The sequence below is a fragment of the Sphingomonas fucosidasi genome, assembly GCF_036663855.1.
Lineage (GTDB): Bacteria > Pseudomonadota > Alphaproteobacteria > Sphingomonadales > Sphingomonadaceae > Sphingomonas > Sphingomonas faeni_B.
Genome location: NZ_JAXOJR010000002.1, coordinates 543,342 through 563,736 on the forward strand (window position 1 = coordinate 543,342; position 20,395 = coordinate 563,736).

A 20,395-nucleotide genomic window follows, 5' to 3' on the forward strand; every position below is an offset into this window, starting at 1 on the left:
GGATGTTCCTCGACGAATCCAGCATCTGGCCGCGCAAGGAAGACCTTCCCCCACGCAAGCCTGTGTTCCGCCACGAAAAGGCGTTGAGTCGCATTCTGCTGTTCTACGCGCTGGTCCTGCTGCTGCTTCCCGTCAGCCTCGGCGGGTTCGTCGACCTTTTCCGCTATATCTTCGACTGACGCCCATCGTTAGGATCGTTGATATCGATCAATCGACACTTGCGATTCCGGAACGTAAGACGAACGGATGGCCCAGCTCGATACCCGTGAAAAGCTCGAGATTCTGGCAGATGCAGCCAAATACGATGCGTCCTGCGCGTCGTCGGGGACGACCAAGCGCAATTCGAAGGACGGCAAGGGGCTCGGCTCGACCGAAGGCATGGGCATCTGCCACGCCTATGCGCCCGATGGCCGCTGCATCTCGCTGCTGAAGATCCTGCTGACCAACAGCTGCATCTTCGACTGCCATTACTGCATCAACCGCAAGAGCTCGAACGTCCGCCGCGCCCGCTTTACGGCGAAGGAAGTCGCCGATCTCACCATTGCCTTCTACAAGCGCAACTATATCGAGGGCTTGTTCCTCTCGTCAGGCATCATCGCGTCGTCGAACTACACGATGGAGCAGATGGTCGAAGTCGCGCGGTCGTTGCGAGAGGATCATCATTTCCGGGGGTATATTCACCTCAAGACGATCCCCGACGCCGATCCCGAACTTGTCCACCAGGCGGGGCTGTATGCGGATCGCGTCTCCATCAACGTCGAGCTGCCGACGGCCAACGGGCTGAAGCGGCTCGCGCCTGAAAAGGATGGCGTCCGCATCGAGACTGCGATGGCTGAGGTGAAGGCGTCGATCATCGACGGCAAGGACGCCAAGGCAAAGTACAAGTCCGCGCCCAAGTTCGCCCCAGCCGGGCAGTCGACGCAGATGATCGTCGGGGCGGACGCCGCGACGGACGGCGACATCGTGCGGAAGGCGTCGACCCTATACGATCGGTTCGGCCTGCGGCGCGTCTATTATTCGGCGTTCAGCCCGATCCCGGATGCGAGCGCCGTGCTCCCGCTGCAACGCCCGCCGCTGATGCGCGAGCACCGGCTGTACCAGTCGGACTGGCTGATGCGCTTCTACGAGTTCCAGCCGCACGAGGTGGTGGCGGCCGCCGACGATGCGACCGGCATGCTCCCGCTCGATATCGATCCGAAGCTCGCATGGGCGTTGAAATTCCGCGGATCGTTCCCCGTCGACGTGAACCGTGCCCCCCGCGAGATGCTTCTGCGCGTGCCCGGGCTCGGCGTGAAGGCCGTCAACGGCATCCTCACCAGCCGCCGCTGGCGTCGCCTGCACCTCGCCGACGTCGCGCGGCTGACGGTATCGGTCGCCAAGATCCGCCCGTTCATCATCGCCGAGGATTGGCGTCCTGTCGTCCTGTCCGACCGCGCCGAACTCCGCCCGATCGTCGCGCCAAAACCCAAGCAGATGGAAATGTTCGCGTGACCTCGGCCAAGACATGCGCGTCGTAACCCTTTCCGAACCTGACGATTTCGACGGCTGGCGTGATGCCGCGCGCGGACTGATCGCCGAGGAGGTGCCGCCCGACGACGTAGTGTGGCAGGTCGGTGACGAACCAGTCGATCTGTTCGCAATCGTTGCGGACCCGGCACCCGTGCCAACCCCCGGTGCGTTCTCCGTACCACGCGCGTTCCTCGATCTCGCCCGCAGCGCGATTCTCGGCAGTGATCCCGAACGATTCGCGCTGCTTTACACGCTGCTCTTCCGCCTCCGTCGCGAGCCCAAACTGATCGAGGATCGCGCCGATCCGCTCGTCCGACGGCTCGACCGGATTGCCAAGGATGTCCGCCGCGATATCCACAAGATGCGCGCCTTCCTGCGTTTCCGTGAGCTCGACGAGGAAGGTGGAACACGGTTCGTCGCGTGGTTCGAGCCCGATCACCACATCGTCCGCGCCAACGCCGCGTTCTTCGTGAACCGTTTCGCCAGCATGCGCTGGTCGATCCTCACGCCCGAGGTTTCGATTCACTGGGACGGCAAGGCGCTGAGCGAAGGCCCCGGCGCGAGCAAGGCGGACGCACCCGACGGCGACCCCACCGAGGAGGTCTGGAAGACCTATTACGCCAGCATCTTCAATCCAGCGCGTGTGAAAATTGGTGCGATGCTGAAGGAGATGCCCAAGAAATACTGGAAAAACATGCCTGAGACGGCACTGGTACCGGGCTTGCTCGCAGCAGCGCAGGCGAGGGAAAGCGGGATGATCCAGAAAGCGCGCGACACGGTCGGTGGCAATAGCCTGATCGCATGGGAGGCTTTGCGTGACGAGGCGGCGGGGTGCACGCGGTGTCCGCTCTACAAGCCTGCGACGCAGACCGTGTTCGGCGAAGGTCCGGTCGATGCGCCGCTGATGTTCGTCGGCGAGCAACCAGGCGACCAGGAGGATCTTGCCGGGCGACCGTTCGTCGGGCCCGCGGGCCAGATGTTCGACAAGGCGATGGCCGAAGCCGGCGTCGATCGCTCGCGCGCCTACGTCACCAACGCGGTCAAGCATTTCAAGTTCGAGCAGCGCGGCAAGCGGCGTATCCATGCCAAGCCGGGCGCGGGCGAGATCGATGCGTGTCGCTGGTGGATCGAGCAGGAGCAGATGCTGATCAAGCCGAAGGTGACGGTAGCGCTGGGCGCGACGGCGGCGCGATCGTTGTTCGGGAAGGTCATGACGATCGGGCGAGAGCGCGGGCGCGCGTTGCAGTTGCCGGATGGTGGCGAGGCCTGGATTACGGTGCACCCGAGCTATCTGCTGCGGTTGCCGGATCCCGTGCAGGCGGGGGAGGAATATGCGCGGTTCGTGGAGGATTTGAGGGTAGTCGGCGGCCGGATCGGATGAAGGTCGGCGTCGCCGCTTCCCTCCCTCCCTCCGTCCGTCATCCTGACGAAAGTCAGGACCCAGGGTTACAGGGGATAGCGGTCGTGGCTCTGGGTCCTGACTTTCGTCAGGATGACGAGCGTCTCAGCCGAGTCTCCTCCTTACCCCGTTACATGCTGTTCGGTTCCGGTCCCAAGCGGCCCGCCGGATCGTCGAGCGCCTCGATCGCGGCCGTGTCTTCGTCGTCCAGCGTAAGGTTTAGTGCCGCGAAATTGTCCGCGAGATGCTCGGCATCCGAGGCCTTCGGGATGACCGAGAAGCCGTTCGCCAGATGCCACGCCAGGATGACCTGCGCCGGAGTCCGCCCGTGCTTGTCGGCAATCCGGACGATCGCCTCGTCCTGCAACAGCGTTTTGCCCTGCCCCAGCGGGCTCCAGCTCTGCGTCACGATACCGTGCGCCACATGATACGCACGCTGCTCGCGCTGCTGGAAGTTCGGGTGGAGTTCAATCTGATTGACCGCCGGGGTCACGCCGGTGGCGGCGACGATCGCGTCGATATGCTCGGGAAGGAAGTTCGACACGCCGATCGACTTGGCCTTACCCGCATCGCGCAAGGCGATCATCGCCTTCCAAGCTTCGACATACTTGTCCTGTTTCGGCACCGGCCAGTGCATGAGGTACAGGTCGACCGACTCGACGCCGAGCATGGCGAGACTCTCGTCCATCGCCGCTTCGGCATCGCCCTGCCGATCGTTCCACAGCTTAGTGGTCAGGAACGCGTCCGAGCCTTTGTAGCCGTCGCCGACGCCGCGCTCGTTCTCATAGATCGCGGCGGTGTCGACCAGACGGAAGCCGATATCGAGTCCGGCGCGGACGATCGCCGCCGCCTGGCTATCGGGGATCTGCCACGTGCCCATGCCGAGCTGGGGCATGGTGCGGCCGTCGTTGAGTGTAATATCTGTCATGCCGCAAACAGCGCACGACACGGCCGGCGGTTCCGATTGCCTCTTCCCTTCGCCGCCCGGTTCGCGCAATCGACCGATCCATGTTCGAAAAGATCCTGGCCGTGCTGGCCACCTTCACGATCGGCGTCATCTCGTCCGGTGGCTATGTCGGCATCGCCTTGCTCATGGCGATCGAAAGCGCGTGCATCCCGCTGCCCTCCGAAATCATCATGCCGTTTGCGGGCTACCTCGTCTCGACCGGGCGATTCGACCTGTATCTCGCCGCCACCGCAGGCGCGATCGGGTGCAATCTCGGCTCGATCGTCGCCTATGAGGTCGGCAAGCGCGGCGGTCGACCGATGGCCGAACGCTGGGGCCGCTTCGTCCTGATCGGGCCGGGCGAGCTCGATGCGGCCGACCGGTTCTTCGCGCGCTGGGGCTCGATGGCCGTGCTGGTCGGCCGCCTGCTGCCGGTGATCCGCTCGTTCATCGCCTTCCCCGCGGGCGTCGCGCGGATGAAGCTGGTGCCGTTCCACCTCTACACCTTCATCGGATCGTGGCCGTGGTGCTTCGGATTGGCGTGGGTCGGCATGAAGCTCGGCGACAAATGGGACAGCGATCCGCGCGTGAAGGCCGCGTTCCACAGCGCCGACCTGCTGATCGGCATCGTCCTGATCGCGCTGGTCGCCTTCTACATCTGGCACCGCGTCCGCGGGCTGAAGCGTCACCCTTAAACCTCTCGGGGATATTTCAGGCGCTTTGCCAGCGCGCGGAAGTCGTCTTGGCGCTTAGGAACGAGGAGCCTGACGCGGCGCTGATACGCCGCGACGATCTCCGGGCTAGCGCAGGCTGGTGAGCCGCTGTCGAACGATGGCGCGGGTCATATTCCAGGCCGCGCTGGACGGCGCGAGCGTGCGCCTCACTTGGGATCATCGCGTCCGGCGTCAGCGGTATTCTAAGCGAGACGAGCCGTCATGTGCGATTGGCGTCACTCACGGTAAGGACGCCCCAGCTATCGCTCGAGTGACGGATGAACAGGATCAGGAGGCCGGTTTCGCTACCCGTCATTCTAGCGAAAGCTAGGCTCTCGTCGTGTAGGTCCTGTTTCGCTTCGAAGGAAGTTTAGGGAAGAACCGGGACTTCCGCCGCGCGCGTCTTGTTCTCCAGGCGGGATTCTCTCACTCGCTGGCCGAAGCAGCCAGTGGCCCCGCCCGCGCCGACGGCCGAACAGCTGCCGATCGTATTGACGCCCGAGCCCGCGTCCATCGTCCCCTGAGCCCTGGTCGCCCAGCTGGCGTTTTCGGGGGTCACGACGAACTCGCGAAGTTCCTTGGGAACGCGGTATTGCTCCTGCGCGCTGCGGCGGACGCAGACGACGATCTCTTCGCCGTTCGCGTTGGTCGGGCAGCGTTCGTTACCGAACAGCGTCAGGACGCCGTTGATCGGCGCGTTCCGTGAAACCTGCGGGGGCGCCACTATCGGCTTGGACCGAGGGGTCGCACCCGGCAGTGCCGGAGCCTTGGCGGGCGGTTGCGCGAGGGTCGGTCCCACATTGCCGTTCGACGTCGGCGGCGTAGTCTGTGCGACCGCAGGGCCGGCGACGAGCAAGGCCGCCGCAAAAAGCATCTTCATACGCATCACTCCCACGCGTTCGTTCGGCTTGTTATAGTCGCTCGGCCGTATCCGTTGTTCGGTTCCCGTCCAGCTAGATCCGTTTGGCGGTAGCGATCGCGACCTTGCAGCCGAGCCGGATTACCGCGCTCAAAACCGGATAGCCCGGCGTTTCCTCGGCGCCCGCCGCGATCGCGGTCGCCTTGTGCTCGAGTTCCTCAGCCTGAAAATCGACGATTGCCGCCGATAGCTCGGGATCGCTGGCGCCAAGCTGACCGAGCTGCTCCTCGTAATGCTTGTCGATCTCGGTCTCGACCGCCGCGGTGCACGCCATCGCAGCCCGCGGGCTGATCGCGGCGGTCACCGCGCCGAGCGCAAAGCCCGCAACTTTCCAGATCGGCTGCAACACTGTCGGCCGCACGCGGCGTTCGACGATCATACGATCAAAGAACGCACGGTGGCGTTCCTCCTGCTGCGCCATGTGGTGGATCGAGCGCGACGCCGGGTGACGGTCGCCGAGCACGGCCAATTGGCCCGCATAAATGCGAATCGCGCCATATTCTCCGGCCTGGTCGACCCGTATCATCGAGTCGGTCGCGCGTTTGGCGTCGCCTGGCTTCCAGCCGCTCATCTCGTCTTCCTCATGAGAGCGAATATGGTGATCGCACCCGCCAGAGAAAAGATGGCGTTGAAACCGGCGAGCGAAATGCCGAACAGTTTCCACTGCGCCGAATCGCAACGCACCATCGGCGCGTTCATGATCGCCGCGAGCCGTTCGGCGGCCGTGGTGCCGGCCATCGAGACGGTCGTGGTGCAGGCGGTGAAGCCGTTCCACCAATGATATTCGACACCGGCATGCGCGACGCCGATCAGCCCGCTGAGCCCGATCAGCAGCCCGGCGATGATAACCAGCGATGCGCGCAACGAACGGCCGGGCACGAAGAACGTGGCGCCGGCGATCAACACCGCGGAATAATGTGGCCAGCGTTGCCAGTGGCACATCTCGCACGGGTACAGCCCGCCGAGATATTGCGAACCGAGCGCGCCGAGGAGCAGGAACGCCGGCAGCAGCAGCGCGATGGCGCGCGCGATCTCTTCGTTCTTGGTCATGCCGAGCCCGCGACGCACACTCACTTGTTGGGCGCCTTGGTTGCATCGGCGGCGGCGGTAGGATCGGGCTTCATCGGGCGCGGCTTGGTCGCCGCGGCAACCTGCACCGGGCCACCGAGGCGCGCGACGGTCTTCAGCGCATAATAGAGCTGGAAGTCGTCGATACCCTGCTTCTTCAACTGGTCGGGCGTCTGCGAGAAGCGCGGATCCGTCTTGGTATCCTCCTCGAGCACCGCGTTGTCGGCCTTCACCTCGTTGATCAGGTGCTTGCGCAGGTCGGCCTCGCGGAACACCGGACGCGACTTGTAATCGGGATCGGTGAGCTGCGGCACCTTGATGTCGGGTTCGATCCCGCCCTCCTGCACCGATCGGCCGGACGGCGTGAAGTAGCGCGCCGTGGTCAGGCGAAGCGCGGTTTGGGGGCCGAGCGGAAGTACGGTCTGGACCGAGCCCTTGCCGAAGCTGCGGTCACCCATGATCAGCGCGCGGTGATGATCCTGGAGTGCCCCGGCGACGATCTCGGACGCGGACGCGGTGCCGGGATCGGTCAGGACCACGACCGGCAGGCCGTGCGCGTCGTCGCCGGGTTTTGCGTAATAACGCTCGATGTCGGTCTTCTCTCGGCCGCGCTGCGAGACGATCTCGCCATGATCGAGGAAGGCGTCGCTGACCTCGATCGCCTGCGTGAGCAAGCCGCCGCCATTCTCGCGCAGGTCGACGACATAGCCGAGCGGACGGTGGCCGAGCGACTTGTCGATCGCCATGATCGCCGCGCGCGTATCGGCACCGGTGCTTTCGCTGAACGTGTTGATGTTGATATAGCCGACATCGCCGCGGACTTCCCATTTCACCGGCTTCTGGACGATGATCTCGCGCATCATCGTCACGTCGAGCGGCTTGTCGCGGCCTGGGCGTACGAGGCCCAATGTGATCTTGCTGCCGGGCTTGCCGCGCATCTTGCCGACCGCCTCGTCGAGCGAATCGCCGTAGATCAGCTTGCCGTCGATATGCGTGATGTAGTCGCCGGATTTGACGCCGGCGCGAGCGGCGGGGGAGTCCTCCTGCGGGGAGACGACCTTGATCGCGCCGTCCTCCATCTGGACCGTCAGGCCTAGGCCGCCGTAATTACCCTCGGTCATGATCCGCAGGTTTTCGTAGTCGAGCGCGTCGACGTACGAGCTGTGCGGATCGAGGCTGGCGAGCATGCCCTGGATCGCGCCCTTGATCAGCGTCTTGTCATCGACCTTGTCGACATATTCCGCCTTCACGCGATTGAACACGTCGAGGAACTGGTCGAACTCGCGATAGGTGTCGGTGTCGACCGCCGCCATCGCCGAGGTGGCGAGCGGGATCAGCGTCAGCGCGCCGACGATCGCCGTCGCGGTAAGCATAGGAGCACGAATAGGACGGGGCATCGATGGTCCTGCAACCTGAGAAGTGACGTGTCGTACAGTCGTGACGGCGTAGCGTAATGACGTGGTGGCGGCAACGCGCGCGGAGTGAAGACTGACGAGGGTTAACGGGGGCTGACTGGGGTCTTTCGATCCTCCCCCGCCAGGGGGAGGTGGCTGGCGGCTGCCAGACGGAGGGGGAGGTAAGGGAAACCTCTGTTCCGTGTCCTCCCCCTCCGTCGCCTTCGGCGACACCTCCCCCTTTCGGGGGAGGATCGAAATGCGGCGTCCATCAGGTTTCGGGGGCAAGTCTCTTCCACCACGCTCCGTCATGCCGGGCTCGTTCCGGCATCCACGGTTCCGCACGCTCGATAGAATTGGGTTCGCGGAACGGTGGGCCCCGGAACCAGTCCGGGGTGACGAGGTGGTCTTGGCGAGTTTCAACCACAAAGTCAGGCGTCGACCGGCTCAGCCGATCAGCGCGGTCCTATCAGTGACGCCGCATCGACCGGCCGACCCCGGCGCCGGAGTTCGACGGTGATGCGCGGGTCCTCGCCGGGCGCGATGCCGAGCGGCGCGCCCATCGCGATGCGGTCGCCGGGCTTTGCCGACGTTGCGGCGAGGCCGGTGACCAGGCTGGTCCAGCCATCGGCGTGGTCGATGATGACGATGACACCGTACTCGCGAAAACGACGCGCGTAGCGGATCATGCCGGCCGCGGGCGCGACGACGCGGGCGCGGGGCGCGGTGGCGAAGGTCAGGCCGCGCGAGCGGACGCCGGAGTCCGAGACTTCGTCAAAGCCGGTGACGAGCCTGCCCGCGACCGGAATTCGGTACACGCCGCGCGGCGGTGGCGGGGGCGTGGTGCCGGGCGCGATCGGGCGTGGGATCGGGCCCGCGAGCGTGATCAGGGCGGCGGCGGTCGCCTTGGCGTTGGTCGTGGCGGCCATCCCATCGACGAGATCGCGCGCGCGTTCGCCGAGCGCCAGCGCGCGGTCGGACTCGCTGAGCGCACCGCGGCCGAGGGCCTGGCTACGCTGGCGATGACGGGCTTCGAGGGTGGCCAGCGCGACGCGGTCGTTCTCCAGACGCGCGCGGCTGTCCGACAGCGCCTTGGCTGCGAGTGTCGCGCTCGCCTGCAGGCGGCGGGTCTCGGCCAGTTCGGTGCGGACCGCCTCAGTACGCTGACGGACGACGGGGAGCGCGCTGCCCAGCACCGCGCGGACATGGACGAGGTCGTCGACCGATCCCGGCTGCGCAACCGCGACGATCGTCGGACGGCGGGCGAGCGATTCCAGCGCGGCGAGCAGGCGTGCGACAGGCGCTTGCGCGCGGCCGAGCTTCGCGCGTTGATCGGTTAGCAAGCGCTCGACCAACGTCACGCGCGCGCTGGCCGTAACGAGGTTCGCTTCGGCAGCAGTCACTCGGGCGGCGAGCGCCTGCTCCTCGCGGCGCGCCTTGTCGGCGGCATTGCGTTCCTGGGTGGCCGCGGCGGCAAGTTTAGCGGCACGCGCGGCAGCGATCGCGGCGTCGCGTTTCGCCGCGACCAGACGTTGCTGCTCGGTAGCCAGCTCGGGCGCGTCGGTCTGCGCGGTTACGCCCGCCGCCGCGAACAGCGCCGCGATCGCCAAGACGCCCCCTGCCCTCATGCATCACCCTTCACGGTGATAGGGGTGATTGGCAAGGATGCTAGTCGCGCGGAAGAGCTGCTCGGCCAGCATCGCGCGCGCGAGCAGATGCGGCCACGTCGCGCGGCCGAACGAGAAGAGCAGGTCCGCCTCGTCGCGCGCCGCGTCGTCGAAGCCGTCTGCAGCCCCGATCATGAAACGTGCCTCGCGCACACCGTCGTCGCGCCAACGTTCGAGCTTCTGCGCGAACTGCGTCGACGACAGCGTCTCGCCCTTCTCGTCGAGCAGGATGCGTTTGGTCTGCTCGCCGACCAGCGGGATCTTGCCGCCGATGTCAGGCAGCTCGCTGACCTTGGTCGGCCAGACGATCCGCTTCAGATAGCGGTCGACGAGGTCGGCCTCAGGCAAGCGCCCGATCCGACCGCGGGCGACGATGTGGAGCAGCATAATCCGCTTTTAGGCCGCCTCCGCGCTTAGTCTTCGTCGGTGAAGGTCGGCACCGGCGGCGGCGCCGGCGCGTCGCCGAACGCCCACATCCGCTCCAGATTGTAGAAGCTGCGGACTTCGGGGCGGAACAGGTGGACGATGACGTCGGTCGCGTCGATCAGCACCCAGTCAGCCGTGGGGAGCCCCTCGATCTTCACCGGACGCTTGAACTCGGCCTTGATCCGCTCGGCCAGCTTCTGCGCCATCGAGGCGACTTGGCGGGTCGAACGACCGCTGGCGATCACCATATAGTCGGCGATGCTGGTCTTGCCCGCGAGCGGGATCGAGATGGTCTCGACCGCCTGGTCGTCGTCGAGCGACGCGAGGATCAGGCGATGCAGCGCCTCAACCTCTTCGGGGTCGGTCGCGCGAGGGGCAGTAGGGGAAGTGGCCAAGTCAGCTCCTGGGTAAGACTACCGGACCAGCAACGTGCTGGACCCAGTCGGGATTTTTGGCACGCAGGCCGGTTGCGGAGGTCGGGTCGGGTCGGAAGCGCAACAGCACAAGGGCCGGCAATCTCCACGTCGTCCAGCTCTTCGCATGGTCTGTGCGCCGTTGGAAGCGCCGCAGCCAACCCATCGCGGGGGCCGCGAGGGCGCGCCCGTCATATCCCGGACGCGCGATTACCGCAATCGGAACCTCGCGGGCGATCTGGCGCCAGTTCTTCCAGCGGTGAAAGTCGGCGAGATTGTCCGCGCCCATCAACCAGATGAAGCGGATTTTCGGGTAGCGGCGCTTGAGCTTGCGGATCGTGTCGAGCGTATAGCGGGTATGGAGCCGGGCCTCGATGTCGGTAGCGCGGATTGGGGCACGGCGGGCCATGCGCCGTGCAGACGCGAGGCGTGCGGGAAGCGGCGCCATGTCGTTGGCGGCGTCCTTGAGTGGGTTGCCGGGGGACACCAGCCACCACGCCTCGTCGAGCGCGAGCGCATCGATCGCCGCAAGCGTGATCCCGCGATGGCCGCGATGCGCCGGATTGAACGACCCGCCGAGTATGCCGACGTGGGTCATGCCTGTTTACGCCAGTTCTCACGACCATGATAAACTCGGGGGATTTCGACGCCGTGCGGAACGATGCGGTAGATCGACACATAGTCGGTATCGGCCACACGCCATTTCCGTTCGTTGCGGTCGACGATCGGACCTGCCGCGGGAAAATCGGCTAGAAAATTACCTGCCGCGATCGCAGCGCGGCCCACCAGGTCGGCATAGTCGAGATCGCGTCGAGCATTGAAGTCATCGATCCGTGCGAGGTCGATCTGCGCGAGAGGAGCCCAGGTTGCGCGGCTCATCCTCGCCGACGAGCAGCCACGCGCTCTTCGAACCAGATTTCCATCTCTTCTTGGCTGATCAGTTCACCGCGATCAGCGGAGCCGATCCCCTCCTGGATGAAGGCGCGCATCCCTGCATGATGCTCGGCCGCCTCCCGAATCGCCTCTGCGGCAAACTCTTCGCCAGTGATGCCGCGATACCGCGCCAATTCCTCGACCATCGCAAAGGTCGCAGGATCTAGCGGAGTCGTGATCGAAACGGGCGCGTTCATGCGTTAAGCCTACGCCGATCGGCCCAGAGCATCAACCGCGCACCTGGCCGGTGCCGCGGCCGATCCATTTGTAGGTGGTGAGGCCTTCGAGCGCGACCGGGCCGCGGGCATGGAGGCGGCCGGTGGCGATGCCGATCTCGGCGCCGAGGCCGAATTCGCCGCCGTCGGCGAACTGCGTGGAGGCGTTCCAGAGGACTATCGCACTGTCGACCGCGGTCAGGAAGCGTTCGGCGACGCCAGAATCCTCGGCGATGATCGCGTCGGTGTGGTGCGAGCCGTGCCGGGCGATATGCGCGACTGCCGCGTCCAAGCCGTCGACGATCGCGACCGAGGCGATCGCGTCGAGATATTCCGTGTCCCAGTCGGCCGCGTCGGCAGCGGCGATCTCCGGAACGAGCATGCGCGCGCGCGCGTCGCCGCGCACCTCGCAACCCGTTGCCGCGAGACCTCGGATCAGGGCCGGTGCGTCAGCGTAATCCCGGTCGATCAGCAGCGTTTCCATCGAGCCGCAGACGCCGGTGCGACGCATCTTCGCATCGACCACGACCGCCGCTGCCATTGCCGGATCCGCGGAGGCATCGACATAGACGTGATTGATGCCGTCGAGATGCGCGAGGACGGGAACGCGTGCTTCGGCCTGGACGCGTGCGACCAGGCTCTTGCCGCCGCGGGGGATGATCAGATCGATCACCCCGTCCGCCTTCAGCATCGCACCCACGGCCGCACGATCGGTGGTCGGCACGAGTTGCACAGCATCGACGGGCACCCCGCCCGCCTTCAGGCCCTCGACCAGCGCCGCATGGATCGCGCGGTTACTCTTCACCGCTTCGGACCCGCCGCGCAGGATCGCCGCGTTGCCGGCCATCACGCACAGCGCCGCAGCGTCCGCGGTGACGTTAGGGCGGCTCTCGTAGATGATGCCGATGACGCCTATCGGCACGCGGACGCGCGAGAGCCTCAGACCGTTCGGACGCTCGCTGGAGTCGATCACCTGCCCGACCGGATCGGCGAGTGCCGCGACTGCCGCGACCCCATCCGACATTGCCGCAACGCGCGCTTCGTCCAGCCGCAACCGATCCAGCAGCGCGCCCGACAGCCCGGCGTCCGCTGCACGCGTCATGTCCTCCGCGTTCGCCACAACGATTCCCGCCGATGCCGCCCGGATCGACTCCGCCGCCGACGCCAGCGCCGTAGCCTTCCGCGCAGACGGCATCGACGCCAGCACCAGCGCGGCAGAGCGCGCACGGCGGCCCATTTCGGCGATCAATTCGGTCGGATTCTCTGCGTCGGCCATGGCCCGCGCGCTAGCATGCGAAGCCCCTCGCGCCAACGCCACGAACTCGTTACGCTACCGATATTACAGGGCGCCCATGACCGGAAATATTGAAGCAGCGGCGGATATCGCCACGGGTGCCCTGATCGGACGCGCGGTCGAACCGAAGGCGGGGGACGTCCATGGTGCGCGTACCAGCCATGGTCCGGACGACGCGCTCTGTCTCAATTGCGGAACCAGGTTGCTCGGCGAGCACTGCCATGCCTGCGGGCAGTCCGCGCACGTCCACCGTTCGCTCGGCGGGATCGGGCACGAGATCGCGCACGGGGTCTTCCATTTCGAAGGCAAGATCTGGCGGACGTTGCCGCTGTTGATCCTGCATCCCGGCACGCTCACGCGGCGCTACGTCAACGGCGAGCGAGCGCGGTTCGTATCGCCGCTCGCGCTGTTCCTGTTCACCGTCTTCCTGATGTTCGCGACGATCGGCGCGGTCGGTGGCGAACTCGCGGATACAATCGTGAACGAGGAACGGCCGAGTGCGACGTCCGACTATGCCCGAGAGGCCGGCAAGGCGCGCGCCGCGCTCGCCACCATCGACGCGCAAAGGGCCGCCGCAACACGCGAAAGGGCGTATTCCGGCCCACCGATCGCCGAACTCGACCAACGCGCGGCGGCGCTGCGCACGACGATCCGCGCGCTCGGCGTCGCGACGGACATGAAGCGCGGCGGCAGTCACGGACCGGTCGTCGACCTGGGCGACTTCAAGACCGGCTGGGAGCGGCTCGACCACGGCATCGCCAAGGCCAATGAAAATCCTGGCCTGATGATCTACAAGCTGCAGACCAGCGCGTATAAATACAGCTGGGGCCTGATCCTGCTTTCGGTGCCGTTCCTGGCGCTGCTCTTCCTTTGGCGGCGCAAGCATCACCTGTACGACCACGCGATCTTCGTGACCTACTCGATTGCGTTCATGATGCTGCTGACGATAGCGCTGATCGTCGGACATCTGGTCGGCGTGCCCGACGCAACGCTGAGGCTCGCCGCGGTGGCGGTCCCGCCGGTGCACATGTTCGCGCAGCTTCGCGGGGCGTATGCGCTGCGGAAGCGATCGGCGGCGTGGCGTACGGTGGCGCTGCTGACGTTCGCGTTCACGGTGCTGCTGGCGTTTGTCGTGCTGCTGTTGCTGCACGGGTTGACGGATTAGGTCGGGCTAGGTCGTGGGCTTGGGGGTAGGGCTGTCGTTGCGTTATTTGAGAATGGGTCCGCTATCCAAGCGCATTCCTCAGCCGGACCATTATCCGAACGAAAATCGGCCCCCCCCCCAATGGCCGTCATCCCAGCAAAAGCTGGGATCTCACGGTGTCGGCCGCGTCGCCAGCCAACGGGGATACCCCAGCTTTCGCTGGGGCGACGGGCTTGGGGGCCGGGTGACCGAATTCGCCATGCCCACAAAAACCGGCCTCCCTTCCGCGAAAACTGGCCCTCTCCCCCCCGTCATCCCAGCGAAAGCTGGGATCTCATGATGCCGGCCACGGCGCCAGCCAACGGGGATACCCCAGCTTTCGCTGGGGCGACGAGCTTGGGGGCCGGGTTTGGATCGGATTGGGTGAAGGACCTGTGTCAGGATACGGGCTTCGGCCGAAGACGAACTTTGGCCAGAGAACGAACTCGGGCCAGAGGACGAACTGGCCAGACAATGAACTTGGGCCGGGAGGCGGACCTGGGTCGGAGGACGGAGAAGGCTGGTGCGGCCGGACCGCGCGTGGGTGACCTTAGCTCCCTTAGCTCCCTTAGCTCCCTTAGCCCCCCTAACCCGATTACGTGCCCGCTCAGCGGCAGGGGTACAGGTTCGCCAATACCCGGGCGTAGCCGTCCTTGAGGGGGCGTTTCCGGTAGCTGGCGGGGAGTTCGTCGAGACCGTCGAGCATATCCATGATGCCGACCGACTCACCCTCGGGAACGCAGGCGATCGGAGGCTTGCCGGCGGCGGCGCGGGCGGCGCGTTCGGCTTTCAGCTGGTTGGTCGCGGCTTTCGCCTCAGCCTTCAGCGCAGGCAGATCGGGCGACATCAACGCCATCGGACCCTGGTCACGCAGCGCGTTGGCGCGGGCGAGGAAGGTGCCGACCGTCATCGCGGCACTCGCCGGCATCGCCAGACCAGCGATCGTCAGCGCGGCGATCAGTGCCTTGGAGCGAACATACGACATGGGCGGCCTTTCCCGGAAAAGACCGCCCATAGAGATACTTAGGTTACTGCCGGGTGAACCGGATCACGCCCCCAGCGGGGTCGGCGTACCAAACGGACCGTTCGGACGCCGCGTCTTCGGGATCGACGTACCCGCACGCGGGACGGTCGATGCCTTCGCACCCGGATCCGGACGATCGAGATCCTCGCCGGCGATCAGCTTCTTGATCTCGTCACCGGTGAGCGTCTCGAACTCGAGCAGTGCACCGGCCACGGTGTGAAGCTGGTCGACGTGATCGCTCAGCACCTGCTTGGCGCGGTCGAGGCCGCCTTCCACGATCCGCTTGATCTCGTCGTCGATCAACTGCGCAGTCTGGTTCGACATGCGCGACGGACGACTCGAAGAATAGCCGAGGAAGGACTCGCCCTCAGGCTCGCCATATTCGAGCGGGCCGACCTTGTCGGACATGCCCCAGCGCGTGACCATGTCGCGTGCCAGACCCGTGGCGTACTGGATGTCGCCAGAAGCACCCGACGAGACCTTGTCGTAGCCGAAGATGACTTCCTCGGCCACGCGGCCGCCCATCGACACGGCCAGGTTCGCGTACATCTTGTCGCGGTGATAGCTGTACGAGTCGCGCTCCGGCAGGCGCATGACCATGCCCAGCGCACGACCGCGCGGGATGATCGTCGCCTTATGGATCGGATCCGATGCAGCCTCGTGCATCGCGACGACGGCATGGCCGGCCTCGTGATACGCGGTCATCCGCTTCTCGTCGTCGGTCATGACCATGCTGCGACGCTCGGCGCCCATCATGACCTTGTCCTTGGCCTCCTCGAACTCCGCCATCGCCACCAGGCGTTTGCCCTTGCGGGCCGCGTGCAGCGCCGCCTCGTTGACGAGGTTGGCGAGATCGGCACCCGAGAAGCCGGGCGTACCGCGTGCGATGACGCGAGCGTCAACGTCGGGGGCGAGCGGCACCTTCTTCATGTGGACTTCGAGGATCTTGATGCGACCTTCGATATCCGGCCGAGGCACGGTGACCTGGCGATCGAAACGGCCCGGACGCAGCAACGCAGGATCGAGCACGTCGGGACGGTTGGTCGCGGCGATGATGATGATGCCTTCGTTCGCCTCGAAGCCATCCATCTCGACCAGCAGCTGGTTCAGCGTCTGCTCGCGCTCGTCGTTACCGTTGCCCAGACCGGCGCCACGATGACGGCCGACCGCATCGATTTCGTCGATGAAGACGATGCACGGCGCGGACTTCTTGGCCTGCTCGAACATGTCACGGACGCGGCTGGCGCCAACGCCGACGAACATCTCGACGAAATCGGAACCCGAGATCGTGAAGAACGGCACGCCGGCCTCACCTGCGATGGCGCGGGCGAGCAGCGTCTTACCGGTACCGGGCGAGCCGACCAGCAGCGCGCCCTTGGGAATCTTGCCGCCGAGGCGTGCGAACTTCGTCGGGTCCTTGAGGAACTCAACGATCTCCTCGAGCTCTTCGCGTGCCTCGTCGATGCCGGCGACATCCTGGAAGGTGACCTTACCCTCCTTCTGCGTCAGCATCTTCGCACGGCTCTTACCGAAACCCATCGCGCCGGAGCCCGAATTCTTCTGCATCTGCTTCAGGACGAAGAACGCAATGCCGAGGAACAACAGGAACGGCAGCGACTGGTAAAGGAGGAGCGCCAGCATCGACGGGCCTTCTTCGGGCTTCGCGCTGATCGAAACGCCCTTCTCGCGCAGCTTCGGCACGAGCGTCGAGTCCGGGATCGGATACGCCTTGAACTTCTCACCCGACGACATCGTGCCCGAGATCATGTCGCGTGAGATGTTGACGTCCTTGACGGTGCCCTCGTCGACCTTGTCGAGGAATGCCGAATACGCGATCGTGTTGCCGCCCGACGCCGCACTGCGGCCGTCGAACATGGTCACGAACAGCGCCAGCGCGAGCAGGATGCCGACCCAGATCAACAGGCTCTTCATCCAAGGATTGCCGCCGCCATTCTCGGGGCCGCCATTGCCGGGGCCTCCGTTTCCAGGACCCTGGGGCTTCTGCCCGCGGTTCTCGTTGTCGTTCATGGGTGCACGATACCTTTCACTGCACAAGATAGGCCTGCGCAGGTTAATGGCAATGGAACAACACGCGACTTGCGTTGATCAGTGTGAACGGATCGTCACGTTCACTTGGCCGAGCATTCGGGCGGCTTTTAAGACGGCGCCCGACGCGGTGGTGCCTCACGGAACCGCCAGACGTCGCCGCGGACGCTGGCGATGATGCCGGCCTGTGTGGTGCGCTTGCCGGCCAAGAGCGAGTCGAGCAGCTTTTCGATGTTCGCGGCCTCGGTCCACTCCGGTGCGACGATGCCGGCTTCGGTACGGACCGTGCCGATCGCGCGGCGAGCGAGGCGGCGGAGGATCTCGCGGGGCAGTTTCTCGACCGCGAGCTTCACTTCGCCGCCGCCGACCTTGGCGCGTTCGGTCCAGATCCAGTCGACCATCGCGCGGACGTCGGTGTCGGTTTCGGCGAGGGCCGCGGCGGCGCGCGCGAGGTTGGGGGTGCCGAGCCATTCATTCTCGCCGAGGAGCCGGCGGAAGCGGGTGCGGTCGTGGCGGTCGTCGTGGTTCGAGGGGTCGTCGAAGAACGGCACTTCCGCACGCCGCACGATCGCGCGGAGTTCGGCGCGGCGCCAGTCGAGCAGCGGGCGCACAACCGTGACGCCGTGAATTTCCGTGCGCGCGCGAACGCCGGCAAGCCCCGCGAGGCCAGAGCCGCGGGCGGCGCGCATCAGGAAGGTCTCGGCCTGGTCGTCGGCGTGATGACCGGTGACGAGCGCTCCTGCCCCGATCGCGCGGGCGTGATCGGTGAGCAGGGCATAGCGCGTGGTGCGCGCCTGCGCCTGGATGCTGGCGCCGGTGATCGGTTCGCTCGGCGCGAGCGTGGCGTGGGGAACGCCGAGCGTCGCGCAGTACGCGGCAACCATCGCGGATTCCTCCACCGCTTCGGGGCGGAGGCGATGGTCGATGCTGGCGACCGTGAAACCGGGGGGGAGCGCTTCGTGCGCGAGGGTGAGCATCGCCATGCTATCCGGGCCGCCGGAGACCGCGAACAGCGGGTTGGTGATGTCGCTCGCGAGCCGCGCGAAGTCGTCAGCGAAGCGGCGTCCTTCCTCGGTCATGCGGTGTGGGCCGTGTCGAGGATGCTAATCCTCCCCTGCGAGGGGAGGTGGCTAGCGCTTGCCAGCCGAAGGGGTGAACCACTCTCGATGGCGCGATACCCCTCCGTCAGCCCGATGGGCTGACACCTCCCCTTCCAGGAGAGGACGTCAAAGCGGCCGGTATTCATTGGTGAACCTACTTACTTGCACTTCGCCGCGCTGCGACCGGCGGCAACCTGGCCCTTCATTGCTGAGGCCATCTTCGCCCCATAGACGTCGTTCAGCTCGTCATACACTTTACACGCATCCGCCGGCTTGTTGAGCTTGGTCAACGCCTGACCAAGGTACAGCAGGCTGTCCGGCGCCCGCTCGCCATCGGGCATCTTCTTGTAATTGTCGTAGAACGCCATCGAGGCAAGGCTCGGCTTGCCCTCGTCGAGATACGCGCGGCCAAGCAGGTTCTGCGCATAGCTCGCGCGCTTGCTCTTCGGATAGTCGGCGACCACCTTCTTCAGCTGCGCCTCGGCCTGCGGATACTGCTTGGCCGCCCACAAGCGGTAGCCGTACATATATTCGTCCTCGGCCGGATCGCCCGTGGATGGCTTCTCGACCGAGACCTTAGTCGGCGGCGGGATGGCAGCCGACGTCTCGGGGCGCGTCGACGGTCGCGATGGGCCACTGGGCTGATCGTCGGACTCGATCGGGCCACCAGCCCCCGCCGCGATCGGCGCGGGGCCGGTCTCGAGCGTCTTCATCCGCGCGTCGTTCGAGCGGCGATAAGTGTCGAACGCATCCTGCAACTGGCGGGTGCGGTTCTGGTTCTGCTCGATCTGCTCCGTCAACGAGGTCATCTGCTGTTCGAGCGACGTCACGCGCTGGTTCACGTCGGCGAGCGCGCTGGTCGCGGGCGAGCCCGGCCCCGGGCCCTGTTCGCTCTGCGGTGCGCGCACTTCGGGTTGTAGCATCTGGCCGGCACCACCCGGGAAGACCTTGCGCTGAACCGCGCGCATTTCGCTTTCGAGCTTGCCGACGCGGCCCTCCACGTTTTGCGCCTGGGCGCCAGTGGAGATCGCGGCCGGCATCAGGGCCGCGAGGCAGACGCCGATCAGAATTGACTTACGCATGGGCCACACCCCCCGGTGGATTGGTTAATCGTCCGGGTATAGCTGCACTACCCATCCTGTCGCCAGCCTTAAGGCCTTGGCGATGCCCCGCGGTTCTCACGGGGTCGGCGTCGCCGTGGCAGAAGGCGGCGGGTTGGCTGCTGCGTCCAGATTGGCGCGCTGCGTCTCGGTCAGGGGACGACGCGGCGTACGCGGGCGACTGCTGGTACGCGACCGCTCGCTGGTCGCGGACGGCGCGCCCGACATCGTTGGCGCAGACTGCGGCTCGGGCGTACCCGCCAGACGCGCGGCGATCGCCGGCGCCCCGATGCGGACGTCCTTGATCGCGCGTTCGCCGGTGCCGAGCGCCGGCGCGGCGGCACCGTTGAGCGTCACCGCCAGCTTGTCCGCCCGACCGATGTTGATCATCGGGTCCTTCGCATCCTTGGGCACGTCGAACTTCTCACCCGGCTTCATCGTGCCGAGGTAGAGCGTCTTGTTGTCGGCATCGTAGACACGCATCCACACATCGTCCGAGGCGGTCAGCGTCACTTGGCCGTTCGCGGGCGTCGCAGGAGCGGGCACGGGTTGCGCAGTCTGCGCGGCGGGGTTCGGCGCGGTTTGCGCAACCGGCGTCGCGGTCGAGGACTCGCTCGATCCGCGGAACATGTCTGTCCCGTACCAGAGGCCAACCAGCACCAGCACCGCAATCGCGATCCCCAGCGCGACGATGGCGATCCCGCGCGAGGGCACGCGCGACGGATCGGTCATCTCATAGGGTTCGTATTCGGGCGTGCGGCGGCCGAGCTTGGCGACGTCTTCGCGTACCAGTTGCGCGATCCGCACCTCGTCGACACCGACCGCACGCGCATAGGCGCGGGTGAAACCGACCGCGTAGGTAGAGGACGGCAGCGCGGAATAGTCGGATGCCTCGATCGCCTCGAGATGGCGGAGCGGCACGCGCGTACGTGTGGCGATATCCGCGACGCTCAAGCCCTGCGCCTCGCGGGTATTCCGAAGAATGTCGCCAGCACGCTCTGGTTGAGCAGGCGTAGCGTTCTGGCCGGTTTCGACCTCGTCCATTC

22 protein-coding genes are annotated in these 20,395 nt (G+C 65.9%); 5 read left to right on the forward strand and 17 right to left on the reverse strand.

The genetic code is table 11. From position 1 onward, the window contains the following. The first annotated feature begins 2 nt into the window (after window positions 1-2). The 3 genes from U1737_RS06025 to U1737_RS06035 all read left to right on the forward strand — a co-directional run bounded on the left by U1737_RS06025 (window position 3) and on the right by U1737_RS06035 (window position 2,890). Window positions 3-179, forward strand: coding sequence for a hypothetical protein (locus U1737_RS06025; RefSeq protein WP_165886462.1), 177 nt, complete (start codon window positions 3-5; stop codon window positions 177-179). A 67-nt stretch (window positions 180-246) separates the two neighbouring features. Next, window positions 247-1,491, forward strand: a complete 1,245-nt coding sequence (locus U1737_RS06030) for a putative DNA modification/repair radical SAM protein (RefSeq protein WP_332795974.1) — start codon at window positions 247-249, stop codon at window positions 1,489-1,491. 13 nt (window positions 1,492-1,504) lie between these two features. Further along, window positions 1,505-2,890, forward strand: a complete 1,386-nt coding sequence (locus tag U1737_RS06035; RefSeq protein ID WP_332795975.1) for a UdgX family uracil-DNA binding protein — start codon at window positions 1,505-1,507, stop codon at window positions 2,888-2,890. Between the two features lie 148 nt (window positions 2,891-3,038). Here U1737_RS06035 and U1737_RS06040 read toward each other — a convergent pair whose 3' ends face one another. Then, complete coding sequence (locus U1737_RS06040; protein WP_248524464.1) at window positions 3,039-3,836, reverse strand: aldo/keto reductase; 798 nt, start codon at window positions 3,834-3,836, stop codon at window positions 3,039-3,041. 80 nt (window positions 3,837-3,916) lie between these two features. Here U1737_RS06040 and U1737_RS06045 point away from each other — a divergent pair, with 80 nt between their 5' ends. Further along, window positions 3,917-4,549: a DedA family protein gene (locus tag U1737_RS06045; RefSeq protein WP_248524463.1), complete on the forward strand. Its 633-nt coding sequence runs from the start codon at window positions 3,917-3,919 to the stop codon at window positions 4,547-4,549. A 388-nt stretch (window positions 4,550-4,937) separates the two neighbouring features. On the opposite strand, the gene U1737_RS06050 is transcribed toward U1737_RS06045, so the two are convergent. The 11 genes from U1737_RS06050 to U1737_RS06100 form a co-directional block, all read right to left on the reverse strand. Next, complete coding sequence (locus tag U1737_RS06050) at window positions 4,938-5,447, reverse strand: hypothetical protein (RefSeq protein ID WP_248524462.1); 510 nt, start codon at window positions 5,445-5,447, stop codon at window positions 4,938-4,940. 73 nt (window positions 5,448-5,520) lie between these two features. Continuing rightward, the gene (locus tag U1737_RS06055; RefSeq protein WP_248524461.1) at window positions 5,521-6,057 is read right to left on the reverse strand and encodes a demethoxyubiquinone hydroxylase family protein; all 537 of its coding nucleotides are present in this window, start codon (window positions 6,055-6,057) and stop codon (window positions 5,521-5,523) included. Continuing rightward, on the reverse strand, window positions 6,054-6,536 hold the full coding sequence (locus tag U1737_RS06060) for a disulfide bond formation protein B (RefSeq protein ID WP_248524518.1): 483 nt from the start codon (window positions 6,534-6,536) through the stop codon (window positions 6,054-6,056). Before U1737_RS06060 ends, U1737_RS06055 begins: the two co-directional genes overlap by 4 nt. Before the next feature lie 20 nt (window positions 6,537-6,556). Beyond that, entirely contained in the window at window positions 6,557-7,951 is a 1,395-nt protein-coding gene (locus U1737_RS06065; protein ID WP_248524460.1) for a S41 family peptidase, read from the reverse strand. Between the two features lie 452 nt (window positions 7,952-8,403). Beyond that, the gene (locus tag U1737_RS06070; protein WP_332795976.1) at window positions 8,404-9,576 is read right to left on the reverse strand and encodes a murein hydrolase activator EnvC family protein; all 1,173 of its coding nucleotides are present in this window, start codon (window positions 9,574-9,576) and stop codon (window positions 8,404-8,406) included. 3 nt (window positions 9,577-9,579) lie between these two features. Next, window positions 9,580-10,002 (reverse strand): 23S rRNA (pseudouridine(1915)-N(3))-methyltransferase RlmH, encoded by a 423-nt coding sequence (locus U1737_RS06075; RefSeq protein WP_332795977.1) that lies wholly within the window; start codon window positions 10,000-10,002, stop codon window positions 9,580-9,582. 26 nt (window positions 10,003-10,028) lie between these two features. Continuing rightward, window positions 10,029-10,436 carry a ribosome silencing factor gene (rsfS, locus tag U1737_RS06080; protein ID WP_056061225.1) on the reverse strand — a complete coding sequence of 136 codons (408 nt, stop codon included), beginning with the start codon at window positions 10,434-10,436 and terminating at the stop codon, window positions 10,029-10,031. Window position 10,437: 1 nt separating this feature from the next. Beyond that, window positions 10,438-11,052, reverse strand: a complete 615-nt coding sequence (locus U1737_RS06085) for a nicotinate-nucleotide adenylyltransferase (RefSeq protein WP_248524456.1) — start codon at window positions 11,050-11,052, stop codon at window positions 10,438-10,440. Further along, window positions 11,049-11,333 (reverse strand): type II toxin-antitoxin system RelE/ParE family toxin, encoded by a 285-nt coding sequence (locus tag U1737_RS06090; protein WP_332795978.1) that lies wholly within the window; start codon window positions 11,331-11,333, stop codon window positions 11,049-11,051. The genes U1737_RS06085 and U1737_RS06090 overlap by 4 nt, the downstream gene beginning before the upstream one ends. Then, the gene (locus tag U1737_RS06095) at window positions 11,330-11,584 is read right to left on the reverse strand and encodes a hypothetical protein (RefSeq protein WP_332795979.1); all 255 of its coding nucleotides are present in this window, start codon (window positions 11,582-11,584) and stop codon (window positions 11,330-11,332) included. Before U1737_RS06095 ends, U1737_RS06090 begins: the two co-directional genes overlap by 4 nt. Window positions 11,585-11,615: 31 nt before the next feature. Continuing rightward, complete coding sequence (locus U1737_RS06100) at window positions 11,616-12,878, reverse strand: glutamate-5-semialdehyde dehydrogenase (protein WP_332795980.1); 1,263 nt, start codon at window positions 12,876-12,878, stop codon at window positions 11,616-11,618. A gap of 76 nt (window positions 12,879-12,954) precedes the next feature. On the opposite strand from U1737_RS06100, the gene U1737_RS06105 reads away from it, so the two are divergent. After that, window positions 12,955-14,061: a DUF3667 domain-containing protein gene (locus U1737_RS06105; protein ID WP_332795981.1), complete on the forward strand. Its 1,107-nt coding sequence runs from the start codon at window positions 12,955-12,957 to the stop codon at window positions 14,059-14,061. A 625-nt stretch (window positions 14,062-14,686) separates the two neighbouring features. On the opposite strand, the gene U1737_RS06110 is transcribed toward U1737_RS06105, so the two are convergent. The 5 genes from U1737_RS06110 to U1737_RS06130 form a co-directional block, all read right to left on the reverse strand. Then, window positions 14,687-15,064 carry a hypothetical protein gene (locus U1737_RS06110; RefSeq protein ID WP_332795982.1) on the reverse strand — a complete coding sequence of 126 codons (378 nt, stop codon included), beginning with the start codon at window positions 15,062-15,064 and terminating at the stop codon, window positions 14,687-14,689. A 63-nt stretch (window positions 15,065-15,127) separates the two neighbouring features. Then, on the reverse strand, window positions 15,128-17,035 hold the full coding sequence (gene ftsH, locus U1737_RS06115; protein WP_332796049.1) for an ATP-dependent zinc metalloprotease FtsH: 1,908 nt from the start codon (window positions 17,033-17,035) through the stop codon (window positions 15,128-15,130). Window positions 17,036-17,259: 224 nt separating this feature from the next. Beyond that, on the reverse strand, window positions 17,260-18,228 hold the full coding sequence (tilS, locus tag U1737_RS06120; RefSeq protein WP_248524450.1) for a tRNA lysidine(34) synthetase TilS: 969 nt from the start codon (window positions 18,226-18,228) through the stop codon (window positions 17,260-17,262). A gap of 179 nt (window positions 18,229-18,407) precedes the next feature. Beyond that, window positions 18,408-19,331, reverse strand: coding sequence for a tol-pal system YbgF family protein (locus U1737_RS06125; RefSeq protein WP_248524449.1), 924 nt, complete (start codon window positions 19,329-19,331; stop codon window positions 18,408-18,410). A gap of 96 nt (window positions 19,332-19,427) precedes the next feature. Next, window positions 19,428-20,393, reverse strand: a complete 966-nt coding sequence (locus tag U1737_RS06130) for a RodZ domain-containing protein (protein WP_332795983.1) — start codon at window positions 20,391-20,393, stop codon at window positions 19,428-19,430. Window positions 20,394-20,395 lie beyond the last annotated feature (2 nt).